The 24,402-nt window shown below is 67.7% G+C and carries 27 protein-coding genes; 16 read left to right on the top strand and 11 right to left on the bottom strand.

The window, feature by feature from the left end:
* Positions 1-31 precede the first annotated feature (31 nt).
* The gene (locus MPARV_RS23580) at positions 32-337 is read left to right on the top strand and encodes a WhiB family transcriptional regulator (protein WP_081582208.1); all 306 of its coding nucleotides are present in this window, start codon (positions 32-34) and stop codon (positions 335-337) included.
* Here the strand turns inward: MPARV_RS23580 and qcrB are convergent.
* The 3 genes from qcrB to MPARV_RS24690 are packed head-to-tail and all read right to left on the bottom strand — an operon-like array spanning position 249 to position 2,922.
* Positions 249-1,598 (bottom strand): cytochrome bc1 complex cytochrome b subunit, encoded by a 1,350-nt coding sequence (qcrB, locus tag MPARV_RS0109355; protein ID WP_012225187.1) that lies wholly within the window; start codon positions 1,596-1,598, stop codon positions 249-251. The two genes, MPARV_RS23580 and qcrB, sit on opposite strands and share 89 nt — an antisense overlap.
* Positions 1,595-2,551 (bottom strand): ubiquinol-cytochrome c reductase iron-sulfur subunit, encoded by a 957-nt coding sequence (locus MPARV_RS0109350; RefSeq protein ID WP_020378048.1) that lies wholly within the window; start codon positions 2,549-2,551, stop codon positions 1,595-1,597. The genes qcrB and MPARV_RS0109350 overlap by 4 nt, the downstream gene beginning before the upstream one ends.
* Entirely contained in the window at positions 2,548-2,922 is a 375-nt protein-coding gene (locus tag MPARV_RS24690) for a c-type cytochrome (RefSeq protein WP_157789535.1), read from the bottom strand. Before MPARV_RS24690 ends, MPARV_RS0109350 begins: the two co-directional genes overlap by 4 nt.
* Here MPARV_RS24690 and ctaF point away from each other — a divergent pair.
* From ctaF to MPARV_RS0109295, 10 genes are all read left to right on the top strand, one after another.
* Positions 2,893-3,234 carry an aa3-type cytochrome oxidase subunit IV gene (gene ctaF / locus MPARV_RS24685; RefSeq protein ID WP_020378046.1) on the top strand — a complete coding sequence of 114 codons (342 nt, stop codon included), beginning with the start codon at positions 2,893-2,895 and terminating at the stop codon, positions 3,232-3,234. The two genes, MPARV_RS24690 and ctaF, sit on opposite strands and share 30 nt — an antisense overlap.
* Positions 3,235-3,391: 157 nt before the next feature.
* Entirely contained in the window at positions 3,392-3,679 is a 288-nt protein-coding gene (locus MPARV_RS0109335) for a type II toxin-antitoxin system VapC family toxin (protein ID WP_020378045.1), read from the top strand.
* Between the two features lie 449 nt (positions 3,680-4,128).
* Positions 4,129-5,247 carry a CE1 family esterase gene (locus MPARV_RS0109330; protein ID WP_081582206.1) on the top strand — a complete coding sequence of 373 codons (1,119 nt, stop codon included), beginning with the start codon at positions 4,129-4,131 and terminating at the stop codon, positions 5,245-5,247.
* A 138-nt stretch (positions 5,248-5,385) separates the two neighbouring features.
* Positions 5,386-6,405 (top strand): linear amide C-N hydrolase, encoded by a 1,020-nt coding sequence (locus tag MPARV_RS0109325; protein ID WP_020378043.1) that lies wholly within the window; start codon positions 5,386-5,388, stop codon positions 6,403-6,405.
* Between the two features lie 17 nt (positions 6,406-6,422).
* Entirely contained in the window at positions 6,423-7,142 is a 720-nt protein-coding gene (locus MPARV_RS21170; protein ID WP_051011957.1) for a hypothetical protein, read from the top strand.
* A gap of 206 nt (positions 7,143-7,348) precedes the next feature.
* Complete coding sequence (locus tag MPARV_RS25350; protein ID WP_031277993.1) at positions 7,349-7,993, top strand: YhgE/Pip domain-containing protein; 645 nt, start codon at positions 7,349-7,351, stop codon at positions 7,991-7,993.
* Positions 7,990-8,529, top strand: coding sequence for a YhgE/Pip family protein (locus MPARV_RS25345; RefSeq protein WP_031277992.1), 540 nt, complete (start codon positions 7,990-7,992; stop codon positions 8,527-8,529). Before MPARV_RS25350 ends, MPARV_RS25345 begins: the two co-directional genes overlap by 4 nt.
* A 56-nt stretch (positions 8,530-8,585) precedes the next feature.
* Positions 8,586-9,971, top strand: coding sequence for a glutamate decarboxylase (gad, locus tag MPARV_RS0109305; protein ID WP_020378042.1), 1,386 nt, complete (start codon positions 8,586-8,588; stop codon positions 9,969-9,971).
* A gap of 97 nt (positions 9,972-10,068) precedes the next feature.
* Positions 10,069-10,557: a hypothetical protein gene (locus MPARV_RS22585; RefSeq protein WP_020378041.1), complete on the top strand. Its 489-nt coding sequence runs from the start codon at positions 10,069-10,071 to the stop codon at positions 10,555-10,557.
* A 12-nt stretch (positions 10,558-10,569) separates the two neighbouring features.
* On the top strand, positions 10,570-11,337 hold the full coding sequence (locus MPARV_RS0109295) for a glycoside hydrolase family 43 protein (RefSeq protein ID WP_020378040.1): 768 nt from the start codon (positions 10,570-10,572) through the stop codon (positions 11,335-11,337).
* A gap of 21 nt (positions 11,338-11,358) precedes the next feature.
* Here the strand turns inward: MPARV_RS0109295 and MPARV_RS0109290 are convergent, their stop codons facing one another.
* From MPARV_RS0109290 to MPARV_RS22575, 5 genes are all read right to left on the bottom strand, one after another.
* Complete coding sequence (locus MPARV_RS0109290; protein ID WP_020378039.1) at positions 11,359-12,567, bottom strand: diaminopropionate ammonia-lyase; 1,209 nt, start codon at positions 12,565-12,567, stop codon at positions 11,359-11,361.
* A gap of 11 nt (positions 12,568-12,578) precedes the next feature.
* Positions 12,579-13,934 (bottom strand): sulfatase-like hydrolase/transferase, encoded by a 1,356-nt coding sequence (locus tag MPARV_RS0109285; protein ID WP_020378038.1) that lies wholly within the window; start codon positions 13,932-13,934, stop codon positions 12,579-12,581.
* A 51-nt stretch (positions 13,935-13,985) separates the two neighbouring features.
* Entirely contained in the window at positions 13,986-14,810 is an 825-nt protein-coding gene (locus MPARV_RS0109280; RefSeq protein WP_157789534.1) for an alpha/beta hydrolase, read from the bottom strand.
* Positions 14,811-14,886: 76 nt separating this feature from the next.
* Positions 14,887-16,290: a phosphodiester glycosidase family protein gene (locus MPARV_RS22580; protein WP_020378036.1), complete on the bottom strand. Its 1,404-nt coding sequence runs from the start codon at positions 16,288-16,290 to the stop codon at positions 14,887-14,889.
* On the bottom strand, positions 16,290-17,261 hold the full coding sequence (locus MPARV_RS22575) for a UbiA family prenyltransferase (RefSeq protein ID WP_020378035.1): 972 nt from the start codon (positions 17,259-17,261) through the stop codon (positions 16,290-16,292). Before MPARV_RS22575 ends, MPARV_RS22580 begins: the two co-directional genes overlap by 1 nt.
* 232 nt (positions 17,262-17,493) lie before the next feature.
* Here MPARV_RS22575 and MPARV_RS0109265 point away from each other — a divergent pair, with 232 nt between their 5' ends.
* Together MPARV_RS0109265 and MPARV_RS0109260 are read left to right on the top strand one after the other, a co-directional pair.
* Positions 17,494-18,171 (top strand): response regulator transcription factor, encoded by a 678-nt coding sequence (locus tag MPARV_RS0109265; protein ID WP_020378034.1) that lies wholly within the window; start codon positions 17,494-17,496, stop codon positions 18,169-18,171.
* A 47-nt stretch (positions 18,172-18,218) separates the two neighbouring features.
* Complete coding sequence (locus MPARV_RS0109260; protein ID WP_020378033.1) at positions 18,219-19,523, top strand: sensor histidine kinase; 1,305 nt, start codon at positions 18,219-18,221, stop codon at positions 19,521-19,523.
* On the opposite strand, the gene MPARV_RS0109255 is transcribed toward MPARV_RS0109260, so the two are convergent.
* Positions 19,520-19,903 carry a response regulator transcription factor gene (locus MPARV_RS0109255; RefSeq protein WP_157789533.1) on the bottom strand — a complete coding sequence of 128 codons (384 nt, stop codon included), beginning with the start codon at positions 19,901-19,903 and terminating at the stop codon, positions 19,520-19,522. The genes MPARV_RS0109260 and MPARV_RS0109255 overlap by 4 nt on opposite strands.
* Positions 19,904-20,031: 128 nt before the next feature.
* Complete coding sequence (locus MPARV_RS22570) at positions 20,032-20,811, bottom strand: PepSY domain-containing protein (RefSeq protein ID WP_172636572.1); 780 nt, start codon at positions 20,809-20,811, stop codon at positions 20,032-20,034.
* A 226-nt stretch (positions 20,812-21,037) separates the two neighbouring features.
* On the opposite strand from MPARV_RS22570, the gene MPARV_RS0109245 reads away from it, so the two are divergent.
* Both MPARV_RS0109245 and MPARV_RS0109240 read left to right on the top strand, forming a co-directional pair.
* Positions 21,038-21,709, top strand: a complete 672-nt coding sequence (locus MPARV_RS0109245; protein WP_012226092.1) for a response regulator transcription factor — start codon at positions 21,038-21,040, stop codon at positions 21,707-21,709.
* The gene (locus MPARV_RS0109240; RefSeq protein WP_020378030.1) at positions 21,706-23,085 is read left to right on the top strand and encodes a sensor histidine kinase; all 1,380 of its coding nucleotides are present in this window, start codon (positions 21,706-21,708) and stop codon (positions 23,083-23,085) included. The genes MPARV_RS0109245 and MPARV_RS0109240 overlap by 4 nt, the downstream gene beginning before the upstream one ends.
* Positions 23,086-23,321: 236 nt before the next feature.
* Here the strand turns inward: MPARV_RS0109240 and MPARV_RS0109235 are convergent, their stop codons facing one another.
* Complete coding sequence (locus MPARV_RS0109235) at positions 23,322-23,873, bottom strand: hypothetical protein (protein ID WP_020378029.1); 552 nt, start codon at positions 23,871-23,873, stop codon at positions 23,322-23,324.
* A gap of 248 nt (positions 23,874-24,121) precedes the next feature.
* Between MPARV_RS0109235 and MPARV_RS0109230 the strand changes: the two genes are divergently transcribed.
* Positions 24,122-24,364, top strand: coding sequence for a DUF2630 family protein (locus tag MPARV_RS0109230; RefSeq protein WP_012226085.1), 243 nt, complete (start codon positions 24,122-24,124; stop codon positions 24,362-24,364).
* Positions 24,365-24,402: the final 38 nt, after the last annotated feature.

Genomic DNA, 24,402 nt, shown 5'->3' with positions numbered 1-24,402 from the left:
GAGATGCTCGTAGCCCCCCAACGCTGGCCAGGTGCCAACTGCCGATGTTGCCGGCCCACTAGCCAAGTGCGCCAAGGGCGGAGGCCAACGTTCGTGCGCAGGTCTCGAATCGAGCATCTTCTACCCTCCCACCGAGGAGGAGTCCGGACGGGCGAAGGCGGTGTGTGCCGAGTGTCCCGTGCGCCAGGATTGCCCGGAGTTCGCCATCTCCGTGCGCGAGAAGGAGGGCGTCTGGGGCGGCCCTCGCCTCAGCGGGCTGAGTCGCTCTCGACCGGCGCTTCGGCCCGGTCCCGTGCCTGCAGTTCCCGGCACAGCTGGACCGCGATACGCCCGGTGATCGGCGGCAGGACAAACAACAGGACCCTCAGGGTCCAGATCACGGCGTTCACCGACAGCCCGAACGTGATCGAGATGACGTCGGAGCTGCCGGCGACCAGCAGCACCCCGAGGAACGTCAGCCCTCCCACGCCGATGCCGGTGCGCAGCGGGTTGTCGCGGGGCCGCTCGAGCACGTTGTGCGTCTCGTCGTCGCCGAACTTGCGCGCCTCGATCCACGGCCACAGGTAGATCAGCGTGAACACTGCGCCAATGAGCAGCACCCCGGGGAAGAACACGTTGGCCACCGTGTAGCCGCCGAGGCGGATCTCCCAGTTGGGGAACAGCCTCAGCGCCCCGTCCGGCCAGCCCATGTACCAGTCGGGCTGGGAGGCCGACGACACGTTGGCCACCCGGAAGGGCCCGTAGTTCCAGATGGCGTTGATCTGTGCGACGCCGCCCAGCAGTGCGAGGAGGGCGGCGGTGAGGAAGAACAGCCCGATCGCCTTGGCAGCGTAGGTGGGCCATAGGCGCTGGCCGACCACGTTGTCCTCGCGCTCCCGTTTGCCCGGGAAGTGGGTGTGTTTGGACCGGATCAGCAGCGCCAGGTGCACGCCGATCAGCCCGGTGAGCAGAGCCGGCACCAACAGCACGTGGGCGACGAACAGGCGCTGCAGGGTGTCGGGTCCCGGGTAGGGGCCCCCGAACGCCAGCGACGACAGCCAGGTGCCGCCGACCGGGATGGACAGGATCATCGAGTTGGCGATGCGCAGCCCGACCGCCGACAGCTGGTCGTCGAGCAGCGAATAGCCGGCGAATCCGTTCACCATGCCCAGCAGCAGCATGGTGACGCCGACCACCCAGTTGATCTCACGGGGCTTGCGGAAGGCGCCGGTGAAGAAGATGCGGGCCATGTGCACGACGATCGCCGCCACGAAGATCAGCGCCGCCCAGTGGTGGATCTGGCGCATCACCAGGCCGGCTCGCACGTCGAAGCTGAGCGAGATCGCCGACCTGTACGCCGCCGACATCTCGACGCCCTGCAGCTTCTCGAAGCTGCCGTTGTACACGACGCTCTGAAACGACGGCTCGTAGAAGAACGACAGCCACGTTCCGGTGAGCAACAGCACGACGAAGCTGTAGAGCGCCACTTCGCCGAAGAGGAACGACCAGTGGTCGGGGAACACCTTGTCGAGCAGCTTCCTGGTGTACTTCGCCCCGCCGAGCCGCTCGTCGAACCAGGTGAGCAGCCGCACGGTGAGCACCGGCTTGGGGGCGCTCACGAGTCGCGGTCCTGGGTCCAGAAGCCGGGCCCGACCGGCCGTTCGAAATCGCCTTCGGCCACGAGATATCCGTCGTCGTCCATGCCGATCGGCAACTGGGGCAGGTCCCGGGGGGCCGGACCGAAGATCACTTTGCATCCCTTGGTGACGTCGAACGTGCTCTGGTGGCAGGGGCAGAACAGCAGGCCCTGGTTGGACTCGTACAGTCCGACCAGGCAACCGGCGTGGGTGCAGATCTTGGAGAACGCCACCAGGGTGCCCAACCCGTAGCCCTCGCGGCTGGTCTGGGGGCCGAACTGCTGGGCGGTCAGGCGGATCAGCAGGGTGGGGGAGTTGGCATCGTCGAGGTGGCCCTCGGGCATGACGGTCAGCACGCCCGACGTGGCGATGTCGCCGGGCTTCACCGGCGAACCTTCGGGCGTTACCAGGCGCACGCCCTTGCCCATCGGCGTGGTGGTCAGCCCTTGACCCGGACGCGGGCCCAGTGACCGGAGGGGAAACAGCACGGCGACGCCGAATGCGGCAGCGACGCCGCCGAGCATGCGCACCAGGATCTTGCGGCGGCCCACCTCCTCGTCGGCGAGGTCCAGGTCGTCCTCCAGGGCCTCGAGCTCCGCCGCCGGCGAGGCGAGCGGCGCCCGGTGCTCCTCGACCTCCTCGGCGGGAAGGAAGCGGTGCGCCCACGACACCAGGCCGATGCCGATGCCGGCCAACGCCAGCGCCAGGAAGATGCCCTCCGCCTGTGGTTGGCCCCCGATGGCGTACACCCAGGCCAGCGCAATCGAGGCGAGGATCGCCACCGCGAAGGCCAGGACCGGCACGGTGACCCGGCCGCCGATGATCAGGTGGGCGTCCTCGGCCCGGGGAACGAGCGCCGGATCGATCGGCCCGTCGCTGTCGGCCCCCCGGTCGTCGCCGGTCTTCGTCTCGCTGTCGTCGGAGTGGCCGCTCACCGCTTGCCCCGATCGTCGTCGGAGTTGGCGGGCTTGGGCCGGCGGGTGATCCAGCGCATGACGCCGAAGAGCACCGTGGTCAGCGCCACCCAGGCGACGAACCCCTCGGGCACCGGCCCGATCGCCCCCAGGTCGAAGCCGCCCCGGCCCTCGCGGTTGCTCAGCGTGAGGGCATAGGCGGCGATGTTGTCCGCCTCCGAGCGGGAGAGCGTGTCGGGGCCGAACACCGGCATCTGTCCGGGCCCGGTGCGCATCGCCTCGACCAGTTGGGTCGCCGTTGCGTTCCACAGCGTCGGTGCAGCCCGGCCCTGGCTGAGCGCGCCACCCGAACCGGAGGCGTTGTGGCATGCCGCACAGTTGGCCCGGTACAACTCGCCGCCCAGCGCCAGGTCCGGGTCGGCGACGTCGACCTCGGGGATCGCCGGCCCGGGACCGCCGGGCCCGACCAGGCTGCCAACGTAGGCGACGAGCGCGTCGAGGTCGGCGGCGGGGTCGGCGGCGGGGCCGAGCCCGGGGGGAGCGGGGCGGTGGAATCGTCGCTGTGGCCGTTGGTCCTCGGCGTCGGGATCATGTTGGTCGCCAACGGGTTTGTGCTCGGTCTGTGGCTGCTGGTGCCCGGCTTGGCGCTGGTTCTCCGCGGCCTGGTCGGCATGGTTACCGAGCGTCCCTCGCCGTCGCGCTGATGCCGACAGTCCGGGCTGAGCTAAGGCTTAGCTAAGCTCTGCCCATGTGGGCCCTTGTCGGAACACGCACGAGGCGAAGAGTCGCTTATCCGAGCTGACTCGCTAGGCCGAAGCAGGTAGTCGCACGCTTCGACGAGTCCGCCGAGTCTCCGTTGCTGTGAGGCTGCTGGTCGACAGCCACGTCGCCCTGTGGTGGCTCGAGAGGAACAACGAGATGGGGCCTGAGTGTCGTTCCAAGCTGGAGCAGGCCTCCGAGGTGTTCTTCTCTGCGGTCACGCCGTGGGAACTGGGAATCAAGGTTGCGCTCGGACAACTGTCGATGCACCATCGTGATCCGTTCGCGCGCATGCTCGTCGCTCAGGCGCAGTTGGACGTGCCGGCATTGGTCACCGCCGACCGGGTACTCAGTCGGTATGGCGTCGAGCTGGTCGCCGCTCGGAGCTAGCGTCGGCCGCGTCTGGGAGTGCGGTGGGTCGAGCCTGTCGGGCGAGGCGTGCTGTGGTTGTTGCGGCGGTGGCGGTCAAGCGTGGGGGTCAGGGGTGGCTGTTCGGCTCAGCCACCTGATCGCCCGGCGTTCCACGTCGTCAAGGGTTGCGCCGAGCTCCTCGCCCGAGCGCGTCCACCGGTAAGCGCCCCTCGGCGTCGGTCCCGCGTGTGTCCTTGCGCTCGTTTCCCACGTATCAGTGTGGTGGAGCGGGTCGGCGCGGAGGAGGGGAGCCATGGGGTTTCACGACCCGTTCTCATTTCGCAGGCGCTGTTCTCTCTGAGCAGTGCCTGTTCCGTCATCGAACAGGTTTCTCAGAATGAATGAGCGGGGCGGGTGGGGCCGACCAGCACCTTCGACGCCCTGGGCGCCTCTGAGAAGCTTCTGACCTGGGAGTACGGTCGTCTCTCATGACTCCCCTCGCCGGCGGCCGAATCGTTACCGGAATGGCCGCCATTGCGCTGACTCTTGCGGGCTGTGGTGGCGGCGACGGCGCAGCATCCAATCCAGCTTCCGTTCCGTCAACGAGCAGCGCAGCGAGTGCCACTTCGACCAGCGCAGCGACGACGGGTGCGGCGTCCGGCGGGTGCGAGGCCAAGCGACCCGAACCGGGCGAGTCGATGGTAACGATCACCAGCGGCGGCCGGGAGCGCTCCTACCTCCGCTACATCCCCCGTGGTGGACCGGGCGATGTAGACGGAGATGGTGGGGGGGCCGGGGATGCGGCGCCGTTGGTGCTCGACTTCCCGGCCTACTCCCCGGCCGAGATGGAAACCGAGTTCAGCGGGTTCACCAAGGCCGATGCCGACGGGTCGGTGCTCGCTGACGAAGTGGGCGCCGTCGTCGTCACTCCCGAGCCGGTCAACGGTGCCGGAGCGTTGCTCACCTGGAACTACGTCGACACCGACGGCTGGACCGACGACGTGGCCTTTGTCGCGGACGTGCTCGATGACGTGGAGGCCACCACGTGCATCGATCCCGAGCGGGTGCTGGCCACCGGCTTCGCCGTGGGCGGGGTGTTCGCGTCGATTGTCACCTGCGAGTTGTCCGACCGTATCGCCGTGTTGGCGACGGTCTCCGGGCTGTACGACCCGAAGGGATGCGCGCCGGACGTCGCCAAGCCGGTGCTGTCCTTTCACGGCACCGGCGACCGGTTCATCCCCTTCGATGGCAGCATCGGGGAGGGCCCGGCCAACCTGGGCCTGAGCCCCGAGACCACCGCCGGGCTGACGTTCATGCTCGAACGCCCTGGTGCACTCGCCTCGTCGGCCGCGTGGGCGAAGCGAGCGGGGTGCGACGCCGAGCCGATCGAGGAGTCGACCGCCGAGGAGGTGGGGCCGGGTGTCAGCCTGCAGGTCTGGCCGGGCTGCAGGGACGACATGGACGTCGAGCTGTACGTGATCGACGGCGGCGAGCACAGCTGGCCCGGCAGCGTGGGCATGGGCGCGTATGAGGGGCTGCTCGGGCCCGTTTCGACTCAGATCGACGCCACCAGGGTCATCTGGGATTTCTTCGAGGTCCGTACCTGAGTGCCGGCTTGCACCTCACCGTGAAATGAACCGACAAATGCAAAAATAACGTACAGAGTACAGTTGACTGTCGGCGGGCTTTGCTGTGGTGTCGGGCCGCGGTCGCTTGACCGCTCTCTGCCCGCAGAAGGGCAACCCATGTGCACCTCCCTTCAATACACCGACAGCACCGGCGCTCGTTACTTCGGGCGGACGCTGGAACTCGATGTCGATGAGCCCTGGGCGCTGACTTACGTTCCGGCGGGCATGGAGTTTGAAAGCGAAGCTCCCGACTCGAAGCCGCTGCATTACACCACCAGGTCCGGCTTCCTCGGCGTGACTGCCCCGGCTCGCATGCCGACCAAGGAGCAGCCGCTCACTCAGAATGACCTGAAGGTGTGCGAGGGGATGAACAGCGAAGGCGTGACGTTCAGCCTGCTGGCCTACCCGACGGTCGGCGGCAAGGAGGATGCGGTCGCCAACACGCTCGAGGCGCTCGGGGCCTGGGACCTGGGTTCGTTCGTGCTCGGCCAGTGCTCGTCGGTGCACGACCGCTCCGGCGCGTCGATCGTCATCGAGTGGCTCGACGGTGAACAGGAGATTTACGACAACCCGCTCGGCGTGATGACCAACGGGCCCACCTTCCCGTGGCACCTGACCAACCTGGGCAACTGGACGCACCTCACCAACGTCGACCAGAGCTCGGCAGCGTCCGGCTCGTTCGACGTCAAGCAGCCGGACTCCGGCATCGCCACCGCCGCCCTGCCCGGGTCGAGCACCTCGGTTGGGCGCTTCATCCGCGCGGTCTTCTACTCCAACTTCACCGAGAAGGTCGCCGACCCCGACAAGGCGATGCACAACCTGTCGCGCATCATGAACAACTTCGACCGGCCCCGCGCCCTCTCGACCAGCCCGGCGACCGGTGGCGGCGAAGGCATGAAGTCTCAAGGCATCGACAGCGGTAACGCCGGTCCCCCCACCGAGTACACCGTGTGGACCAACATGGCCGACCTGAGCCGTGGGCAGTTCTTCTTCCGCTCTTACGACGCCTTCAGCTGGACGTCGTTTGACCTGTCGGCGCTCGAGGAGGCCAATGAGCCCCGGGCGATGCTGACCAGCCAGCTGGACGCTATGGGCGGCGACGGTACCAAGGCGCTGCTCGCCGGCATGGGCATCTGAAGCGCTGCGCGCACCGCATGAACGATTCAGAGAACCCCAAGAAGGACCGTGCAGTGGACGATGACGACGCGGCGGTGGACGCGGGCCCCGCAGCGGGGGCCGGGCCCCTGGTCACCGCGGCACAGATCGCGCTGACCGAGGAACGGGGCCACATGTTTGGTCCCCTCGACCTCGACTTGGAAAGCGGCGGCGTGACGAGGCTGCTGGCGCCGGCCAGCGTGCCGCGCACGGCCTTGCTGCTGGCCCTCAGCGGACGCAGGCACCTGTCAGCAGGAACCTTGATGATCATGGGTCACACCAACGACCCACGCGCCACGTTCAAGGACTCGGCGGTGTGTTGCCTCGACGAGATCGACGGCATCGACCCGGCGGTGATGGTGCGCAGCATCGTCACCGAGTACCTGCGTTGGAACTCGCCGTTCTTCAAGTGGGTTCCCAAGGCTGACGACGCCGCCCTGAGGGCGCTGTGCTCCGGCACGTTCGGCGACGTGCCCGTGCCCCGGCTGGGCGACTTCGTCGAGAACCTGCCGGTGATTCAACAGCTGCTGTTGAAGATCTCCCTCGCCAACATCGGGCGCCCGCCCCTCCTCGTCGTCGGCCGACTCGACGATGTGACCAGCGATGACGACCAGTCCCAGGTGCTGCCCGCCTGGTGGAGTTGGGCAAGGGGCAGTCGATCATCGTCGGCTGTTCCAACCGCCCCCCGGCCGATTGGAACATCAAAGTGGTCGACTTGAGCGACATGTCGGCCGTTCCCACCTACAGCACCAGTGGCCAGGAGGCCAGCCAATGATCGCCGGTCTCTCCCTCGGAAGCGACGCCCGCCGCTACTTCCACTTCTCCCTTCCCCGCCTGGCCATCGTCACCGTCATCCAGATGCCGCTGCTGTACGGCGCCCTCTACCTGTGGACCTTCTGGAACCCGTTCGGTGGGGTGGACGAAGGTGAAGACCGAGAAGGCGGCGATGGCCGACCTCGAAAGCGGCAAGTACTACTTCGTCATCGTGATCCCGGAGGACTTCAGCGCAGCGGTTGCGTCCCTCACGGGGGGACAACCTCACCAAGCGAAGATCGCCGAAGTCACCGCAGAGCTCAACGACGCAGTGGCCAAGCTGCAGGCGGTCGACCTGCCACCGGCCCAGGAGGTGGCCACACAGCTTCAGGCGGCCTCGGGGCGGCTGAACGAGGTCAATGCAACGCTGTCCGGCCTGGTCGATCAGGGTGATGCCGATGCGATCGGTGAGGTGCGTGCTCAGGCGGACGCACTCCGCAAGGACATCGCCACCTTGGACGAGGGCGTCGACCAGCTCGCCGGCGGAAGCGACGAGCTGGTCGACGGCGCGGCCGAGTTTGCGGCGATCATCGAGGAGCTGTCGGCTGGCGCAGAGAAGCTGGACAAGGGCTTCTCCACCGTCCTGGGCAAGGTGCCCAACCGGACCGAGGCCCAGCGCGACTCGGTGGCATCGGCGCTGACCACGCCGGTGCTGTTGAAGGAGAAGACGCTCAACGAGGCGGACACCTTCGGGACCGGCTTCGCGCCGTTCTTCATGTCGCTGTCGCTGTTCGTCGCGGTATCATCGTCTGGATGATCCTCACCCCGCTTCGCTCACGCCCGGTCGAGGCGGGGGTCGGGCTGGCGCGTGCGGTGTTCACGTCGTACTGGCCCGCCTTGGTGATCGGTTTCATCCAGGCCTCGATCCTGTATGGGGTCGTCCTCGTCATCGGGCTCAGACCGACGCACCCGGTGGGCATGTGGCTCTTCGCCGTGCTCGTCTCCGCCACGTTCATCGCCATGATCCAGGCGTTCAACGCCATATTCGGTGAGGCGGTCGGCCGGGTCGTCACGCTGGCGTTCCTGATGCTGCAGCTGGTCTCCTCCGGCGGCATCTATCCGGTGCAGACCACCGCCGGGCCGATCCAGGCCCTGCACATCTTCGATCCGATGACCTACACGGTCAACGGGTACCGCCAGCTCAGCGTGGCCGTCTCGGTCGACTCGCGGCTGTGGGTGGCGATCGACGTGCTGGTGGGCATCCTGCTCGTCAGCCTGGCCGCCTCCACCCTGTCCGCCTGGCGAAACCGGGTGTACACGATGGACCGCCTGTATTCGATGGTGGTCGTCTAGGAGCCCGGCTCCGGACCTAAGGTCATCAACAACTCATTATCAAGGGAGAAGCAACAGTGAAGAGCCGTGAACCAGCAGCCGATCCGGGTCTCGTACAACCGGCGTTCACCGAACGCTTGAGCGTGCAGGCCATCCCCAGCCTGCGCATGCCCAAGGACGAGAACAACCCCGAGGTCGCGTACCGCTTCATCCACGACGAGCTGATGCTCGATGGCAACTCGCGGCTGAACCTGGCGACGTTCGTGACGACGTGGATGGACGACGAGGCCGAGCGCCTGATGTCCGAGACGTTCGACAAGAACATGATCGACAAGGATGAGTACCCCTCGACCGCCGAGATCGAGACCCGCTGCGTCAACATGGTGGCGGACCTGTTCCACGCCGAGGACCTGTCCGAGACCGATGCGACGTCCGCCACCGGCGTGTCGACGATCGGCTCCTCCGAGGCGGTCATGCTGGCTGGACTGGCGATGAAGTGGCGCTGGCGCGCCAAGCGCGAGGCCGAGGGCAAGGATGCCTCCAAGCCCAACTTCATTCTGGGCACCAACGTGCAGGTGGTGTGGGAGAAGTTCTGTAAGTACTTCGATGTCGAGGCCAAGTACCTGCCGATGGAGCCGGGCCGCTACGTGGTGACCCCCGAGCAGATCCGCGACGCGGTCGATGAGAACACGATCGGCGTGCTGGCCATTCTCGGCACGACGTTCACCGGTGAGCTCGAGCCGGTCGCCGAGATTTCGGCGATGCTCGACGAGTTGGCCAAGTCCGGCGGTCCGGACGTCCCCATGCACGTCGACGGGGCCAGCGGCGGCTTCGTCGTGCCCTTCCTTCAGCCGGACCTGGAGTGGGACTTCCGCAACCCGCGGGTGGTCTCGATCAACGTCAGCGGCCACAAGTACGGCCTCACGTACCCGGGCATCGGCTTCGTCGTGTGGCGCTCCAAGGAGTACCTGCCCGAGGACCTCGTTTTCCACGTCAACTACCTGGGCGGCGACATGCCGACGTTTACGCTCAACTTCTCCCGCCCCGGCAACCAGGTGGTGGCCCAGTACTACAACTTCATCAGGCTGGGTCGCACCGGCTACACCCGGATCATGGAGGCGTTGCGCGACACCGCCCAGATGATCTCCGCGCACATCGCCACGATCGACGGGTTGAACGTGATCACCGACGGCACCGCCATCCCGGTGCTCTCGTTCAACTGCGATGACGACCTCGGCTTCACCGTGTTCGACATCTCCCACGAGCTGCGGGCCCTCGGGTTCCAGGTGCCGGCGTACACGATGCCGGCCGATGCCGAGGACGTCGCCGTGCTGCGCGTCGTCGTGCGCGAGGGCTTCAGCCGCGACATGGCCTACAAGCTGGGCCTGGCCATCGAGCAGGTGGTCGAGCACCTCAAGGCCGGGGCACGGCCCCAGGCCTCCAAGTCGGGCTTCGCTCACTGAGGCTGACGAGCTGAGCGACGGGGCGTTGGCGGCAGCGATGCCGCCGGCCCCCCCTCGCCGTTGCGTTCACATGGCCCCCCTACCTGCGGGGACTTCCTTGAGCTCGGGCTTTCACGACGACGTCGGCTCCTCGGCCACGACCCCGCTTGTTTTTCGCCCCACACTGCACATGCAGTCGTGGACGTTCATCATCGGCGCCTCCCTGTTCGCATTGGGGTCTGCGCCCGGGCTGGGGACGTGGCTCGGCACGGGCGCCAACACCGCCTTCTTCGTCGGCGCGTGGTTTTTCACGGCGGCAGGCTTCATCCAGTTGCTGCTGAGCGCGCCCCGCATCGGGCCGCGTGGTGGCGTTCGGGCCGTGTGGCTGGCCGCCGCCGCCCAGTCCTTTGGCACCGTGTTGTTCAACGTCAGCACCGGCGCAGCGCTTCATACCCGGCAACTCTCAGCAGAGCGGATTTCGTCTGGGCGCCCAACGCCGAGGGCTCGCTGGGCCGATACCGGCACGTTCGTCGGCGCGCTGTGCTTCCTGGTTGCATCTGCGATCTATGTGGTCGGTCCACGGCCGGTGACGGGCGGCGACGCCTGAGCGCTGGGAGAGGTGGCCAAGCCGGCCGGCGACGCGATGGCCACGCTTCCCAGCTGGACCGAGCCCGGGCTGGTGTGGGCGCCGTCGGTACTGCAAACCGACGATGACGGCTTCGTCCTCTATTACACGTCGCTCGACAGCCGGTCCGGTCTGCAGTGCGTCGGCGCCGCCCGGGCGTCCTCACCGCTGGGGCCCTTCGTCGACGGTTCGGACGATCCGTTCGTCTGCCAGCGCGAGCTCGGCGGCACGATAGACGCCAGCCCGTTTGTCGACGACGACGGCACGCCGTACCTGCTGTTCAAGAACGACGGCAACTGCTGCGACATCACCACCCAGCTGTGGACCCAGCAGCTCTCAGCGGACGGCATGACGCTTGTTGGCGACGCGATTGCGTTGCTCGAGACCACCGAGGACTGGGAGGGCCCCCTGATCGAGGGACCGTCGATGACCACGCTGGGCGACTCGTACTGGCTGTTGTACTCGGCCTACGACTGGAACAGCGCCGACTACTCGGTTGGGTTGGCCCAATGCGAGTCGCCGGTTGGGCCATGCACCAAGCGAGATGGGCCCTGGCTGGCCAACCACGGCGATGCCAGCGGACCGGGCGGCGCCGAGGACTTCACCGACGCGGACGGTCGGCGATGGATGGTGTACCACGCTTGGGTCACCGACAAGATCGGATACGAGACGGGCGGTGAGCGGTCACTGTTCGCTGTGCCGCTCGACCTGCGCTCGGGCGAACCGGTGGCGCGCGGCCTGAGCGAGGACAGCGCCGACTGACCGCCCCCGGTGGGACATCGCTCAGGAGGGGGCGGAGCCCTCCGCCGACAGCACCTGCTCGGGGGTGGACCCCACCAGAGTTGTGTACAGCTCCGGATCGGTCGCCCCCTCGGTGTTGATCACCAGCACGATGGCGTGGTCGTCCAGCCCGGTTTGGCGTCGCAGCTCCGGGTCGGCGGTCAGCTGCACCAAACCGGCCAGGCCTGCCACACCGCTTTCGCCGGCGACGATCGGTGGGTCGCCGGCCGCCGGCTGAGCCAGGCGCCTCATCGCCGCCGGCGACTCGTCCTCGCCCAACGTCACAAAGCCGTCGGCGACACGTTCGAGCACCCTCCATGCCAGCGGCGACGGTTCGTAGCACTCGAGCATCGCCATCACCGTCGGCTCGGTGCCGGGCACGGTGACGATGCCGCCCGCAGCGTTGGAGGCGAACAGGCAGGCCGCCCGCTCGGGCTCGACCACGATCACGTGGGGACGGTCCGCCCCCAACACTGCGGCGAGGTGCCCGGCGACGGCCGCAGCAAACCCGCCGACCCCGGCCTGGACCAGCACGTGGGTCGGCGGCTTGGTCATGGCATCCAGCGACTCGCGCACCAGCACGGTGTAGCCCTGGGACACCAGGGCCGGGATCGCCTCGTAGCCGGGCCACGAGGTGTCGGACAGCACGGTCCAGCCCTCGGCCTCGGCCACCCGTGCCGCTTCGATGATGGAATCGTCGTAGCTGCCGTCCACCCGGATGATCCTGGCGCCGAAGCGCTCGATCGCCGCCACGCGTTCATCGCTGACGCCGCCGTGCATGAAGATCGCCGCCTCGGCGCCGACCAGTTGGGCGCCCTGGGCCACCGATCGCCCGTGGTTGCCGTCGGTGGCGCAGGCGAACGTCATCGTGGCGGCCACAGCACGGACGGCGTCGGTCTGGAGATCGCCGACGTCAACCGGGTGATCCAGACGACGGGCCGCCTCCTCGAGCACCAGGCGGGTCACGACGTAGGACCCGCCCAGCGCCTTGAAGCTGCCGAGCCCCAGCCGGTATCCCTCGTCCTTGACGAACACCGATCCCACCCCGAGCTCGTCGGCGAGGCCGTCGAGGCGGTGCAGCGGCGTGGGGTCGTTGTGCTCGCGGTGCGCCAGGTAGGCGACCGCCTGGTCGGCCCCGGCGGCACCCAACGTGGCCACATCCTCGGGCAGCGGCGCCCAGCCGTGGGTTGGCATCGAGTTGGGGGCGTACATCGGTGGTCCTGTCAGCTCGGCGCGACGTCGATGCGCGGGCGCCTGCCCTCCATGCGTTCGATCTCGTCCTCGAGCTGGGTGGCCAGCGTTCGCCTCAGTTCGGCGGTCACTGGGGTGCCGGCCAGGTTGTGGCGCTGGGCCGGGTCCTCGACGTTGTCATACAGCAGGTGTTCCTCGTAGACGTCGGCGGCCGAGTCCCGGTAACGGGCGAGGCGGCCAAGGCCCGCTCCCGTCACCGCGTACGTGTGGCGCTCGGTGCGCAGCGCCCGCCCCACCTGCGATTCGCTGATCTGCACCAGGGCCGACGTGCGGGTGGCTCGGCCGTCGAGGAACTCCTGGAGCGGGTGGCCGTCGCCGGGCACCGGCGCCGCGCCGGCGGCCGAGACCAGGGTCGGCAACAGGTCGAGGCCGCTGACCAGCGCGTCGCTGCGCTGCCCGCCCCGAAAGCCCGGGCCGCGCACCACCAGCGGCACCCGGATCGAGGCGTCATGGGGGGAGCGCTTGTACTCGGCGTTGCGGGTGCGGAAGTGGCTGCCGTGATCGGAGGAGTAGACGACGATCGTGTCGTCCAACTCGCCGGCGGCCTCCAGGGCACCGGTCAGGCGGCCGAGGTTGGCGTCGATCGACGCGCAGCAGGCGAGGTACTCCGCATAGTTCCAGCGCCAGTCGCCCAGCGTGCCTTTGAGGTCGGCGGGCACGTCGTAGTCGGCGAATCGCTTGGCCCAGCCCTTGGGGCCGATCGTGCGAAATCGATTGTTCTGATGGTGCGGTTCGAGAAACGACACGAACATGAAGAACGGGCGCTCCTCGTCGGCGCGTCCGTGCAAGGCGTCGACGGCCAGGTCGGTCAGCGCATCGACGCGGAAGCCGTTCAGCGGCACTTTGTTGCCGTCGCCGTCGAAGACGTGGCCCCGGTAGGGGAGCGAGGTCGCCTCCAGCGAGTCGGCCGCCAGCCACAGGTCCTCGTAGCCGCCGCGCCGCTCGGGCGGCACCGGCCGGGTGCCAAACCGTGTGGCGCCGGTGCCCGGCTTGGGCAGGTAGCCGCCGTCGGAGGCCAGGTGCCACTTGCCGACGTAGCCGGTCCAGTAGCCGGCCGACCCGAGCGCGGTCGCCAACGTGGTCGCATCCTGGGGGAGCGACCTGCCGTTGCGCCAGCAGCCGGTGGTGGTGGGCATCAGCCCGGTCTGTAACGCCGCCCGCGACGGTCCGCACAGCGGCTGGACGGTGAAGGAGTTGTCGAAGGCGACGCCGTCGGCGGCCAGGGCGTCCAGGTTGGGAGTGACGTCGAGGCGCTGGCCGAACACGCCACATGAGTCCGGTCGTTGCTGATCGGACAGCACCACCAGGACGTTGGGTTGCTTGGGCATCGCCCGATCATGACAGGGAGCGTGGCGCCGGTGAAGTCGGCGGTCGGCCGGTCACCAGGCCCGTGCGTAAAACCGCAGGTAGTCCTCAACATGGTCGCTCCAGTAGAGGCGGTTGTGGCCACCCGGCCAGGTCGTCGCCCTGACGCCGAGGCCGATGGAACGAAGCGACTCGGCCAGCTCGAAGGTCGACGGTCGGAGCGAGTCGTCGTCGCCAACGTCGAGCCAGATGCGGGAGTCGTGGGCTGCGAGCGATTGTTCTTGTTTCGGCGTCAGCCTCCCCGAGGGACTGTGTCCACCCGCAGCGCTGAACAGGTCCGGTCGGTCGGCGGCGATGAACAGCGCCCAGCCACCCCCTCGCGAGATGCCACCGATGCTGGTGACGTCCCGGCCCCCGAGGCTCGGGTACTCCTTGTGAAGGTAGGGGAGCAGCTCATCGGCGACGAATCGTTCCATCGCCGGCGGCGAGCCGTCCCCCCGGCCTTCAACGCGTCCTCCGTCGACTGCGACGATCACCATTGGCTTGATCTCGCCGGATCCGATCAGGCAGTCGGCGGCGCTCGCCGCCCCCACATCCAGCCATTGGGTTTCATCAGCCGATCCTCCATGGAGCAGGACGAGCAAAGGAACCGAGGGGGATGCTGCCGGCTCGAAGCCCGGCGGTGCGTAGATCCTGAGTCGCTCGGTGCCACCGGTCGCTTGGCTGGTCAGCGACTTGGATAGGACCTTTCCCTTTGGGGCGTCTGGGCACGAGGGCGGAGCGGCCGGGGCTGCCTGGGTCTGACGTGTGCTCGTCGGACGCTTCTGGTCCGATGCCGACGGGCGGCCGCCGCACGACGCCAGCAGCGAGGCCGTACCGATGAATCCTGCGACGACCACGGCACGTCTCATTCGGGTCGGCTTCGGCAGGGTTCGGCGTTCATGTTGGGGTGGGCGTTCATGTTGGGGTGGGCGTTCATTTCGTGGTGACTGCGAAGAAGTCGCGCTGGCTTGGTTGGAGGTATCGGTCTGCGGCGCTCGCCAAACCCGGCACCAGCTTCGTCCCGGTGAGCGATCCGCCGCTGCCCGGCGTGATCGCCAGGAAGTTGAAGGTCGGGTTGGTCGCGTGGATGTCCAACTCCATCGCCCGCACCGCCCCGACGTTGGCCAGCGCCTGGGCCAACGAGTCGGTCGTCAGGTTGGATCCGGCAACGTAGATGAGGGCGCCGTCGTTGGTGATGCCGAGACCCGACCGGTTGGTGTACTGAAGCTGCCACTTGGGTTTGCCCCAGTCCCTGCTCACACCCGACCGCAGTCCGGGGACGGGCCTGGAGTTGTTGACGATGAGGTCGAGGTTCTGCACCACCGAGGTCACGCCTGGGGCCATTTTGACGTCGGTTCCCCAAGCGCCCAGCTGAGGGTTGCCGTTGGCGTTCAACACCAGGGACGCCTGCCCGTCGACCAGCGGGCTGGGGTTGCGCCCTTCGGCCATGTAGCCACCTCGGATGTCCTTGAACTTGAAGCCGGCGTTGAAGGCGGCGACGGCCTTCGGGCGCTCGGTGGCCGGAATTTCGGAGTTCCAGGACCAGCCGGTTCCCTGTTTGGTACCGGGCACATACGTCACGTTGGTCACCTCGGGGTTGAGCCAGACCGCAGAGGCCACCACCGCCATGTGAGCGGGGTCGGGCCGCAGAAACGTCGTGTAGGTGACCGGCCGGCCATTGACGGTGCGGGTGCTCGGCGACCAGGTGCCTTCGCCGCGCAGCGGCGCGTCGAGCAGGCCTTTGACGGTCGCTGGGGTCGACACCGGGGCTGCGGGAGGCGACAGCGCTGGTGCGGAGTGAGGACGGCCGGGTGCAGCCATGGGGAGTTGGTTGGGGTCAACCTTGTCGTCGGTCAGCTTCGGTGGGGGGTACAGCCGCTGCTCGAGGCGGTCGACCAGCGGGCTCATGCCGTGGTCGCGCATCCAATCGCTGGTTCGGGCGGTGACGGTTGCCGACCCGGGCTCGGTGAGGTAGCTGGTGCACGACCAGCTGGTCGCCGCGAGGCCTCCGAGCAGAAGGATTGCTACGCCAACCGCCACGAGCAGGTGGGGGCGAGGCCGGCGGCGACCCGCCCAGGCCCACAGCCCAACGCTGAGCGCGACGGCGACGACCACCGCCGGGACCGCCGGCACTCCGAGCGCCTGAGCGGCACCGGCGCATCCAACGGCGATGCCAGCCGCCACGACGACCCAGGCGAGCCGGCGGATGCGGTGCTTCGAACGACGGCTGGTGACGGCACCCGGCGGCGCGTCTGTACCGTCGTCGGGCCGGGCATGCTCATCCTTGTCACCGGCTTCCGTCGGCGTGCCAGGCGAGGGTGTCATCGTGGTTGCCATCAGATGATCCCCGCCGAGAACGCAACCAGTCCGACGACCAGCAGGCCGGGCAACAGCGTGTGGTTGGCGAGGAGCTCTCGGGCTGGGTCTCCGCCGCCGCCGCCCATCAGCCGCCGCCGATAGGCGTTGAGTACCTCCCAGAACCCGGCAGCGCCGAGCAGGGCGAGGCCGGCTCCGGCGGGCCCGAACTCAAGGGCCAGCACCCACAGCCCGAACGTCACAACCGCAACCGCTTGAGTGGCGGCGAGGCCGGCATCGATCGTGCGAAGCCGGTAGGTGCCCAACGCCGAGCGATGCGACGACGCGTCGTCACCGAGCAGCACCAGCTCCGAGCGTCGCTTGCCCAGCGCGACGAACGCCGCGCCTGCGAACACCGCCGTCAGCAGCAGCAGCGGAACGGCGGCACCGACGGCGACCGCCCCGGCGACGACCCGAAGCACAAACCCGGCTGCCAACACGGTCACGTCCAACCAGGCCAGGCGCTTCAGGCCCAGGGAGTAGGAGGCGGTCAGCAGCAGGTAGGCGGCGATGATCTCAACGAGCATTGGAGAGACCAGGAACCCGAGCGCCAGCGCCGTCAGCGCGGCAGCGCCCGACGCGACGGTCGCGAGCGTCGGCGAGACAACCCCCGAGGCGATCGGACGATGGCGCTTCACCGGATGGTGACGGTCGGCCTCGCGATCCAACGTGTCGTTCAGGAGATAGACGCTGCTCGAGGCCAGGCAGAACGCCGAGCAGGCCACCAAGGTATCGACCAGGCCGGCGACACCCAGCGTGTAGAAGCCCAGCCCGGGAATCATCAAGACCGTTGCGTTCTTGATCCACTGATGTGGGCGGGCCGCTCGCAGCAGGCCACGGAGAGCGTCGGTGTGCCGATGCGCCTCGCCGTGTCGCCCCTCCGTCTCGATCACGCTGGGACGTTGCTTCGGCGGTTGCCCCGAGAGCGATGGCGGAGCGATGGTTGCTGTCATGGTGTCGGTTCTTTCCCCGAGGTCGATGTTGCGGTCATCGTGCGCCTCGGAACCTGAAGGGACGCTGATGCGAACTGAACCGCAGCTGAACGCGCCACGCTCAACGTCGGACCCGTCACCCTGCGGGTCGGACGGGAAGTTTCAGCCCGTGTTCAGGTCGCCGGTGTCATGATCTATACAGGCCCCAACCGGTGTTGGCCGGCACGGCCGAACCCACACCACGAGGCGCAATGTGAAACTGCTGGTCGTTGAGGACGAGAAGCGGCTCGCCGTTTCGCTGAAGCGCGGCTTGGAGGCCGACGGCTTCGCAGTCGATGTGGCCTTGGACGGCACCGACGGCAAGGCGATGGCGACCGAAAACACCTACGACGCCATCGTTCTCGACATCATGTTGCCGGGTATCAACGGCTTCAAGTTGTGCGGCGACCTGCGCGACGGCGGGGACTGGACGCCGATCCTGATGCTCACCGCCAAGGACGGCGAGCTTGACGAGACCGAGGCGCTCGACACCGGCGCCGACGACTTCCTCCGCAAGCCGTTCTCGCACTTGGTGCTCGTCGCGCGCATTCGTGCGTTGCTGCGACGCGGTAAAACGGAACGTGCGGTGCAGCTGAGCGCTGGCGGACTCCGGGTGAACCCGTCGCAGCGTCGGGCCTGGCGAGACGACGACGAGATCGAACTGACCGCCCGCGAGTTTGCAGTGCTCGAGTACCTGATAAGCAACGTCGGGATGGTGCGGTCAAAGGCCGAGATCCTCGACCACGTGTGGGACTACGCCTTCGACGGTGACCCGAACATCGTCGAGGTGTATGTCCGTCACCTGCGCAAGAAGATCGATATCCCCTACGGCACCGAATCGATCCAGACCGTGCGCGGCGCCGGGTACCGCCTGGTCGGCACCACGTCGTGAGGGCCCGCCTCGCTGGGCTTCGGGTCCGAGCCAGCGTTGGGGCCGTCGTGATCGTCGCGATCGCCATGACTTTGGCCGGCATCCTCCTCGTTCATCAACTGCGCACCTCGCAGACCAGGGCGATCGACACCGCCCTGGAGATAAGGGTCCAGGACATCGAATCGCTGATGGAGGACGGCACCCCTCCAAGTCAGCTGTCGGTGGAGGACGAGCAGGACGATTTCGTCCAGGTCATCGATGTGTCCAACGGCGAGGTGGTGACTGCCAGCGCAAACATGGCCGGGCGGCAGCGCGTCGTCGCAGGAGGCGATGGCACCACCGTCACCATGCTGGTGGCAGGCCTCGACCCCGAGAACTTTCGCGTCCATGTTCACCTCACCGAGGGCACCCCGAAGTATGCGATCGTCGTTGGCACCAACCTCGAGAACGTCGACCGCGTCGCCGCCACCACCGTCCGTTCGCTGGTGATCGGCCTGCCGGTGCTGCTGGCACTCATCGCAGTGGTCACCTGGCTCGTCGTCGATCGCACGCTGCGCCCCGTGGAAGCGATCCGCTCGGAGGTCGCCGACATCGGAGGCGGCGACCTGCACCGCCGGGTGCCCGAGCCCACCTCCGGCGACGAGATCGGGCGCCTCGCCAGAACGATGAACGCCATGCTCGACCGGCTGGAGTCGGCGGATGTCGCCCAGGCCCATTTCGTCTCCGACGCCTCCCACGAGCTGCGCACCCCGATCGCGGTGATCCGCCACGAACTCGAAGTTGGGCTCGGAAGCGACAACCCCGAGTTGCTGCGTGAGATCGCAGGCGAGGTCCTCGACGAGAATCTTCGCATGCAGCACCTGGTCGAGGACCTCCTGCTGCTCGCCCGACGTGACGGACGCACCGGACCCGACCCGCGGGTCGGCTGGAAGCCGATCGACCTGGACGATGTGATCCTCAGCCAGGTACAGCAGGTTGTCAGCGACACAACCGTGGGCATCGCCGGCGTCTCGGCCGGGCAGATTTGCTGCGACGAGGGCCAGGTCGTTCGGGTGGTCCGCAACCTGCTCGACAATGCCCTCCGCCACGCCAAGTCTCAGGTCGACATCTCGCTGACCAGCACCGACGACGGACATGTGGTGTTGGCGGTCGACGACGACGGCGCCGGCATCGCAAAAGACGACCGCGAACGGGTCTTCGAGCGGTTCGTTCGCCTCGACGAGTCGAGGTCACGCGACGCGGGCGGGTCCGGACTCGGCCTCGCCATCGTTGCCGAGGTTGTCGCCGATCACGACGGAACCGTCAACGCCGGGACGAGCCCGACGCTCGGAGGCGCCCGCTTTACTGCAACGTTCCCCGACGCTCGCCGCTAGCGATCGCTTCCAACCATCAGCGCCACAAAGATGGCCGACCCGAGCTCCTCCATGGGGAACGGTTTCAGCAGCACGGTCCGTGCGCCGAACGACCAGAACTGCTCGTGCACCGCCGGTTCGGTGGAGCGAGTGCAGACGACGACGGGGATCGGAGACGCGGCCATGAACGCGGCGGCGGGCTCACTCAACTCGTCGGCGTCCAACACGATGGCGTCATAGCCGGCTGTGGCTCGCTGCTCGCCATCGACAAAGGTGGTGTCCGCCACGTCCACCTGGTGGCCTGACGCCTCGAGGAACAGCGTCAACGCCGCAGCGAGGCTGGAATCGGGCTCGATGAGCAGAATCCGCGTGAGGTTGGGAGGGGGTGCATGGGGGGTCATGGGTTGATCATGCGCCTCGCAGCTGAAGGCCCCCTGAAGCGCCGCAAACGCGGGCGACCGGCCGGGCTGATGCCCGGCCGGTCGCCGTTCCTTGTCTGCCGGCTCCATGCGAGCCGATTTCTGCGGGCTTAGTCGGCCTGCTCGGCGAGGATCTTGCCGTTGGTGGCGTCGATGAGCACCTCGCTCTGGGTGCCGTCCTTGGCGGTCACGTCAACTTCGTAGACCACCTTGCCGTCTTCCTCGTCCAACTCGACCTTGTCGGCGGTGCCGGGCACCTTGTCGGTGGCGGCCTTCGAAGCAGCGTTGGCGTCGATCTTGGCCAGCTTCTCCAACTTGGCCTGCTCGGCCTTATCGGCCTTGGCCTCGTCGGCGTCCTTGTCGACCTCCTGGGCAAGGATCTTGCCGTTGCCGGCGTCGACGATCACCTCGGTCTCGGTGCCGTCCTGTGCGACGACGTCAACCTCGTAGACGACGTTGCCGCCCTCCTCGTCCAGCTCAACCTCGTCGACGGTGCCGGGCACCTTGTCGGTGGCGGCCTTCGACGCTGCGTCGGCGTCGATCTTGGCGACCTTCTCCAGCTTGGCCTGCTCGGCCGTATCGGCCTTGTCCTCGGAATCGTCGGCCTCGTCGGCGTCGCTGCCCTCAGGGCCCTCGGGGGTGACCTCGATGGTCACCGAGCTGGTGTAGTCGGGCTTCTCGTCGGCCTCGTTCTTTTCGTCGGGCTCGTTCCGCTCGTCGGTCCCGGTGTCGGCCTTGTCCTGGCTCCCGGCCGCTGCGGGCGCCTCGGCGGTGGTCGGAGGGGCCTGCTGTGTGGTTGCGGCCGAGGCGATCGTTACGCCTCCGGCGGTGAGGCCCAGCCCGAAGAGGGACGAGTAGGCGATCTTCCTGAACTTGTGGGTGGTTGCCACGTTGGGCTCCTTTGGTGTGCATCGGAGGGTTCCGATGACGCCACCCTGCAGCACCATCCTGTGGCCACGCTGAAGCTGCCCCCGAACACCCGGTCGGCTTCAGCCCAACTTCAGGTACGGTCGGATCGGCCTGCAACAGCCGTCCCGGTTCGTCTTCAGTCGAGCCTCAGGTTGAGCGGGCACACTCTCCATCGATGAGCGCCGACGACAGGAACCTGGGTAGGACATGAGAGTGCTGGTAGTCGACGACGAACCTCGGCTGGCGGCGGCGGTGCAGCGCGGGCTGGAGGCGGAGGGATTTGCCGTCGACATCGCCTCGACCGGCGATGAGGGCCTGTGGATGGCCACCGAGGTGGCCTACGACGTGATCGTGTTGGACATCATGTTGCCCGGGATGAGCGGCTACGCCGTGTGCAGCCACCTCCGGGAAGCGGGCGTGTGGACGCCGATCCTCATGCTGACCGCGAAGGACGGGGAGTGGGACGAGGCCGAGGCGCTCGACACCGGGGCCGACGGGTACCTGTCGAAGCCCTTCTCCTTCGTCGTGCTCGTCGCCCACATCCGAGCATTGTTGCGGCGCGGTGCCGTCGAACGGCCGACCAAGCTGAGCGTCGGCGACCTGGTGGTGGACCCGGCGACCCACTCGTGTGTCCGGGGGGACACCAACATCGAGCTGACGGCCAAGGAGTTCTCGGTGCTCGAGTTCCTCCTGCGATCGCAGGGGGATGTGGTGACCAAGTCCCGCATCGTCGAGCACGTATGGGATGCCGCCTACGACGGGGACCTCAACGTCGTGGAGGTGCACATCAGCGCGCTGCGCCGAAAGATCGATGCTCCTTTTGGCACCGACACCATCCGCACCATCCGCGGCGCCGGGTATCAGCTGGCCGGGCAGTGACACGGGTGCGACTGCCTGGGTCGGTTCGCAACCAAACCACGGTGGTGGCCGCCGGTGTGGTGTCGGTGGCGCTCATCCTGGCGGCGTTCGGGCTGGTCGGGTTGCTTCGACACCGGCTGATCGACGCCGAACGCGTGGCCGCCCGGGTTCGGGCCGACGATGTCGTCGCGCTCGCCCGCACGGGCACGCTGCCCAATCCGCTGTCGTTTCCGGGCGAGGACTCGGGCGCCACCCAGGTACTCGACGCCAAGGGGAAGGTGATCGCCGCCACCGAGAACATCGAGGACGACAGCCCCCTCAGCACGCTGCGGCCTGACGTCGGCGACCACGAGTCCGTGATCATGACCGGCCTCCCGATGGAGGAGGACGATCGGTACCTCATCGTGGCGACGACGGCGGTGGCCGGGGGCAAGCGGGTGACCGTCCAGGCCGCCGCATCGCTCGAATCGGCCGACGACACCCTGGCCACGCTGACGCGCACGCTGTTGTGGGGTGTTCCGGCGCTGATCCTGCTGGTGGCCGCCACCACCAGGTTGCTGGTGGGCCTGGCGCTTCGCCCGGTGGGCGCCATCACCGACGAGGTGGCCGACATCACCCAGGCCGACCTGCATCGTCGGGTGCCCGAGCCGGGAAGCTCCGACGAGATCGCCCGGCTGGCCATCACGATGAACGAGATGCTGGCCCGGCTCGAGGCGTCGTCGGCGCGTCAGCAACGCTTTGTGGCCGACGCCTCCCACGAGATGCGCAGCCCCCTGGCGTCGTCGCGTGCGGTGCTGGAGGTGGCTGCGCTGCACCCCGGCTCGGTCGACAACCTGCTCGCCGCCATCGGCGACTCGCTGATCGATCACCAGCGACTCGAGACGCTGGTCGCCGACCTGTTGACCCTCGCCCGGCTCGACGGGTCCGAGACCCACAAACGGCGTGTTCCCACCGATCTTGAAGCGCTCACCCGGACGGTGGTCGACCGCAGGGTCGAGCCCGACGTGACGTTTGCGTGCACCGGTCCGGCGATCGCCTTGGTCGACGGAGCGCAGATCGATCGGGTGCTCACCAACCTGCTCGACAACGCCGCCCGGCACCGCCGCTCGCGCACCGACGTCACCGTGGGGCGAGGCGACACGACCGTCGACATCACGGTCGACGACGACGGCCCGGGCGTCCCCGAACCAGAACGGAACCGGGTGTTCGAACCGTTCACCCGTCTCGACGCCGCCCGCACCGCCGACCAGGGCACCGGGCTGGGCCTGGCCATCGTCGCCGAGATCGTCGGTGACCTCGACGGCAAAGTCCGGCTGGTCGACAGTCCCCTCGGAGGGGCCCGCTTCGTCGTCTCACTCCCGTCTGCCGTGGTGGGCCCGGACGCCGGGATGGCCTAAGAGGCATCCGTTCGGCACAGCGCTGAACGGTTCCAGCTGCCCTGTGGCTTACGCTGCGCGGCGAACGATCCCCGGATTGAGCAGGAGGACTTCCGGCTCCTCTCCTTCGCCCAGGTCGAGTTCCACCCGGACGTGTGTTGCGGGCTCACCCCAAACGGCGACCACCCGCCCGTCCAATTCCTCCGGCCCCCAGGGAACGGTGACGCGGTCTCCGACCTTCAAAATTCTGCTTGGTCCTACCACGGCGGCACTCCTGTTCGTGTTCGTAGATGCTCCCACAAGATCGTGTCGAGGGCACGAGATAGACGATTGAGAACCGGTAGCTGGTTGCGAGCCCACGAGACGGTGTCCAGGTGACCCTGCCGTCGGTACTCGTCTACCTGGCGTTGGTACTCGTCTACCTGGCGTTGGTTGCCGTGGGCGAGCGCGTTTCGAAGCGACACCAGCGCGTCGAACTTGCCGGGATCCTTGCCTCCCGGTCTGGCCCAAGCGGCATTGATGGTTCCGAGTTTGCCTTCAAGGTTGCGCACGCCCAGGCGACCGAAATCCATGCGCAGGGCTGTCATGGTGGCGTTACCGGAATCGATGGCACGACCGCGCGTGATTGCAGCTGTCAACAGCGCGTTCAGCTCCGGCGGAGGAGCGGCGACACTCACGATGTGCTCTGCAGAGAGATCGTGCAAGTCCCGGGTGAAGCCCTGAAACTCGGCTACCAAACGCAGGATGTAGGAGTGTGCCAGTGGCCGCCCGAGCTCAAGCGGACGGCCAGGTCCGTCGACCTCTCCCATAGCCACATGTGCTTCGGCGATTCGCGCAATCGACTTTCTACGCGACGTAAGCCACGACTCCAGAGCGAGTGACTTGGAATAGCCCATCGCCGGCGAGCCTACGTCCGAGCGCCTGCGCCACGGCTTGCCAGGCACGAAGCGCTCGCAACTCCGGACGATCTGATGACAGCGTCGTCGAGGATGGCCGGGAGGTTGGACCGGCAGATCAGTAAAATCATCTGGCACCATCGACGACACGGGGGACGGTCATGGCCGAGAACACCCAGCTTGCAGCGATCAATGCACTCACCGAGGAGGAGCAGAAGCTGCGCCAGAAGGAAGCCGATGGCAGCGCCACTGACGCCGACCGGCAGCGGGTCGCCCAGATCGAGGTCGAGCTGGATCAGTGCTGGGACCTGCTCCGCCAGCGTCGCGCTCGGCGGGAGTTCGACCTGGACCCGGACTTCGCCAGCGAACGCCCGGCGCCGACGGTCGAGAACTACGAGAACTGACTTCAACCGCTGGGGGAACGACAGCGTGCTTTCCCCCG

The sequence above is a fragment of the Candidatus Microthrix parvicella Bio17-1 genome, assembly GCF_000299415.1.
GTDB lineage: Bacteria > Actinomycetota > Acidimicrobiia > Acidimicrobiales > Microtrichaceae > Microthrix > Microthrix parvicella.
This window is presented reverse-complemented; position numbering and strand designations above follow the sequence as displayed.

Coding starts and splice junctions, on each gene's coding strand:
- MPARV_RS22580 (WP_020378036.1), bottom strand. CDS start 16,290: ATGGCAACCACGATGACACCCTCGCCTGGCACGCCGACGGAAGCCGGT.
- MPARV_RS22575 (WP_020378035.1), bottom strand. CDS start 17,261: ATGACAGCAACCATCGCTCCGCCATCGCTCTCGGGGCAACCGCCGAAG.
- MPARV_RS0109285 (WP_020378038.1), bottom strand. CDS start 13,934: ATGCCCAAGCAACCCAACGTCCTGGTGGTGCTGTCCGATCAGCAACGA.
- MPARV_RS25345 (WP_031277992.1), top strand. CDS start 7,990: ATGATCCTCACCCCGCTTCGCTCACGCCCGGTCGAGGCGGGGGTCGGG.
- MPARV_RS0109290 (WP_020378039.1), bottom strand. CDS start 12,567: ATGTACGCCCCCAACTCGATGCCAACCCACGGCTGGGCGCCGCTGCCC.
- MPARV_RS0109325 (WP_020378043.1), top strand. CDS start 5,386: ATGTGCACCTCCCTTCAATACACCGACAGCACCGGCGCTCGTTACTTC.
- MPARV_RS21170 (WP_051011957.1), top strand. CDS start 6,423: ATGAACGATTCAGAGAACCCCAAGAAGGACCGTGCAGTGGACGATGAC.
- MPARV_RS0109245 (WP_012226092.1), top strand. CDS start 21,038: ATGAGAGTGCTGGTAGTCGACGACGAACCTCGGCTGGCGGCGGCGGTG.
- MPARV_RS0109235 (WP_020378029.1), bottom strand. CDS start 23,873: ATGGGAGAGGTCGACGGACCTGGCCGTCCGCTTGAGCTCGGGCGGCCA.
- MPARV_RS0109230 (WP_012226085.1), top strand. CDS start 24,122: ATGGCCGAGAACACCCAGCTTGCAGCGATCAATGCACTCACCGAGGAG.
- MPARV_RS0109330 (WP_081582206.1), top strand. CDS start 4,129: ATGACTCCCCTCGCCGGCGGCCGAATCGTTACCGGAATGGCCGCCATT.
- MPARV_RS0109255 (WP_157789533.1), bottom strand. CDS start 19,903: ATGACCCCCCATGCACCCCCTCCCAACCTCACGCGGATTCTGCTCATC.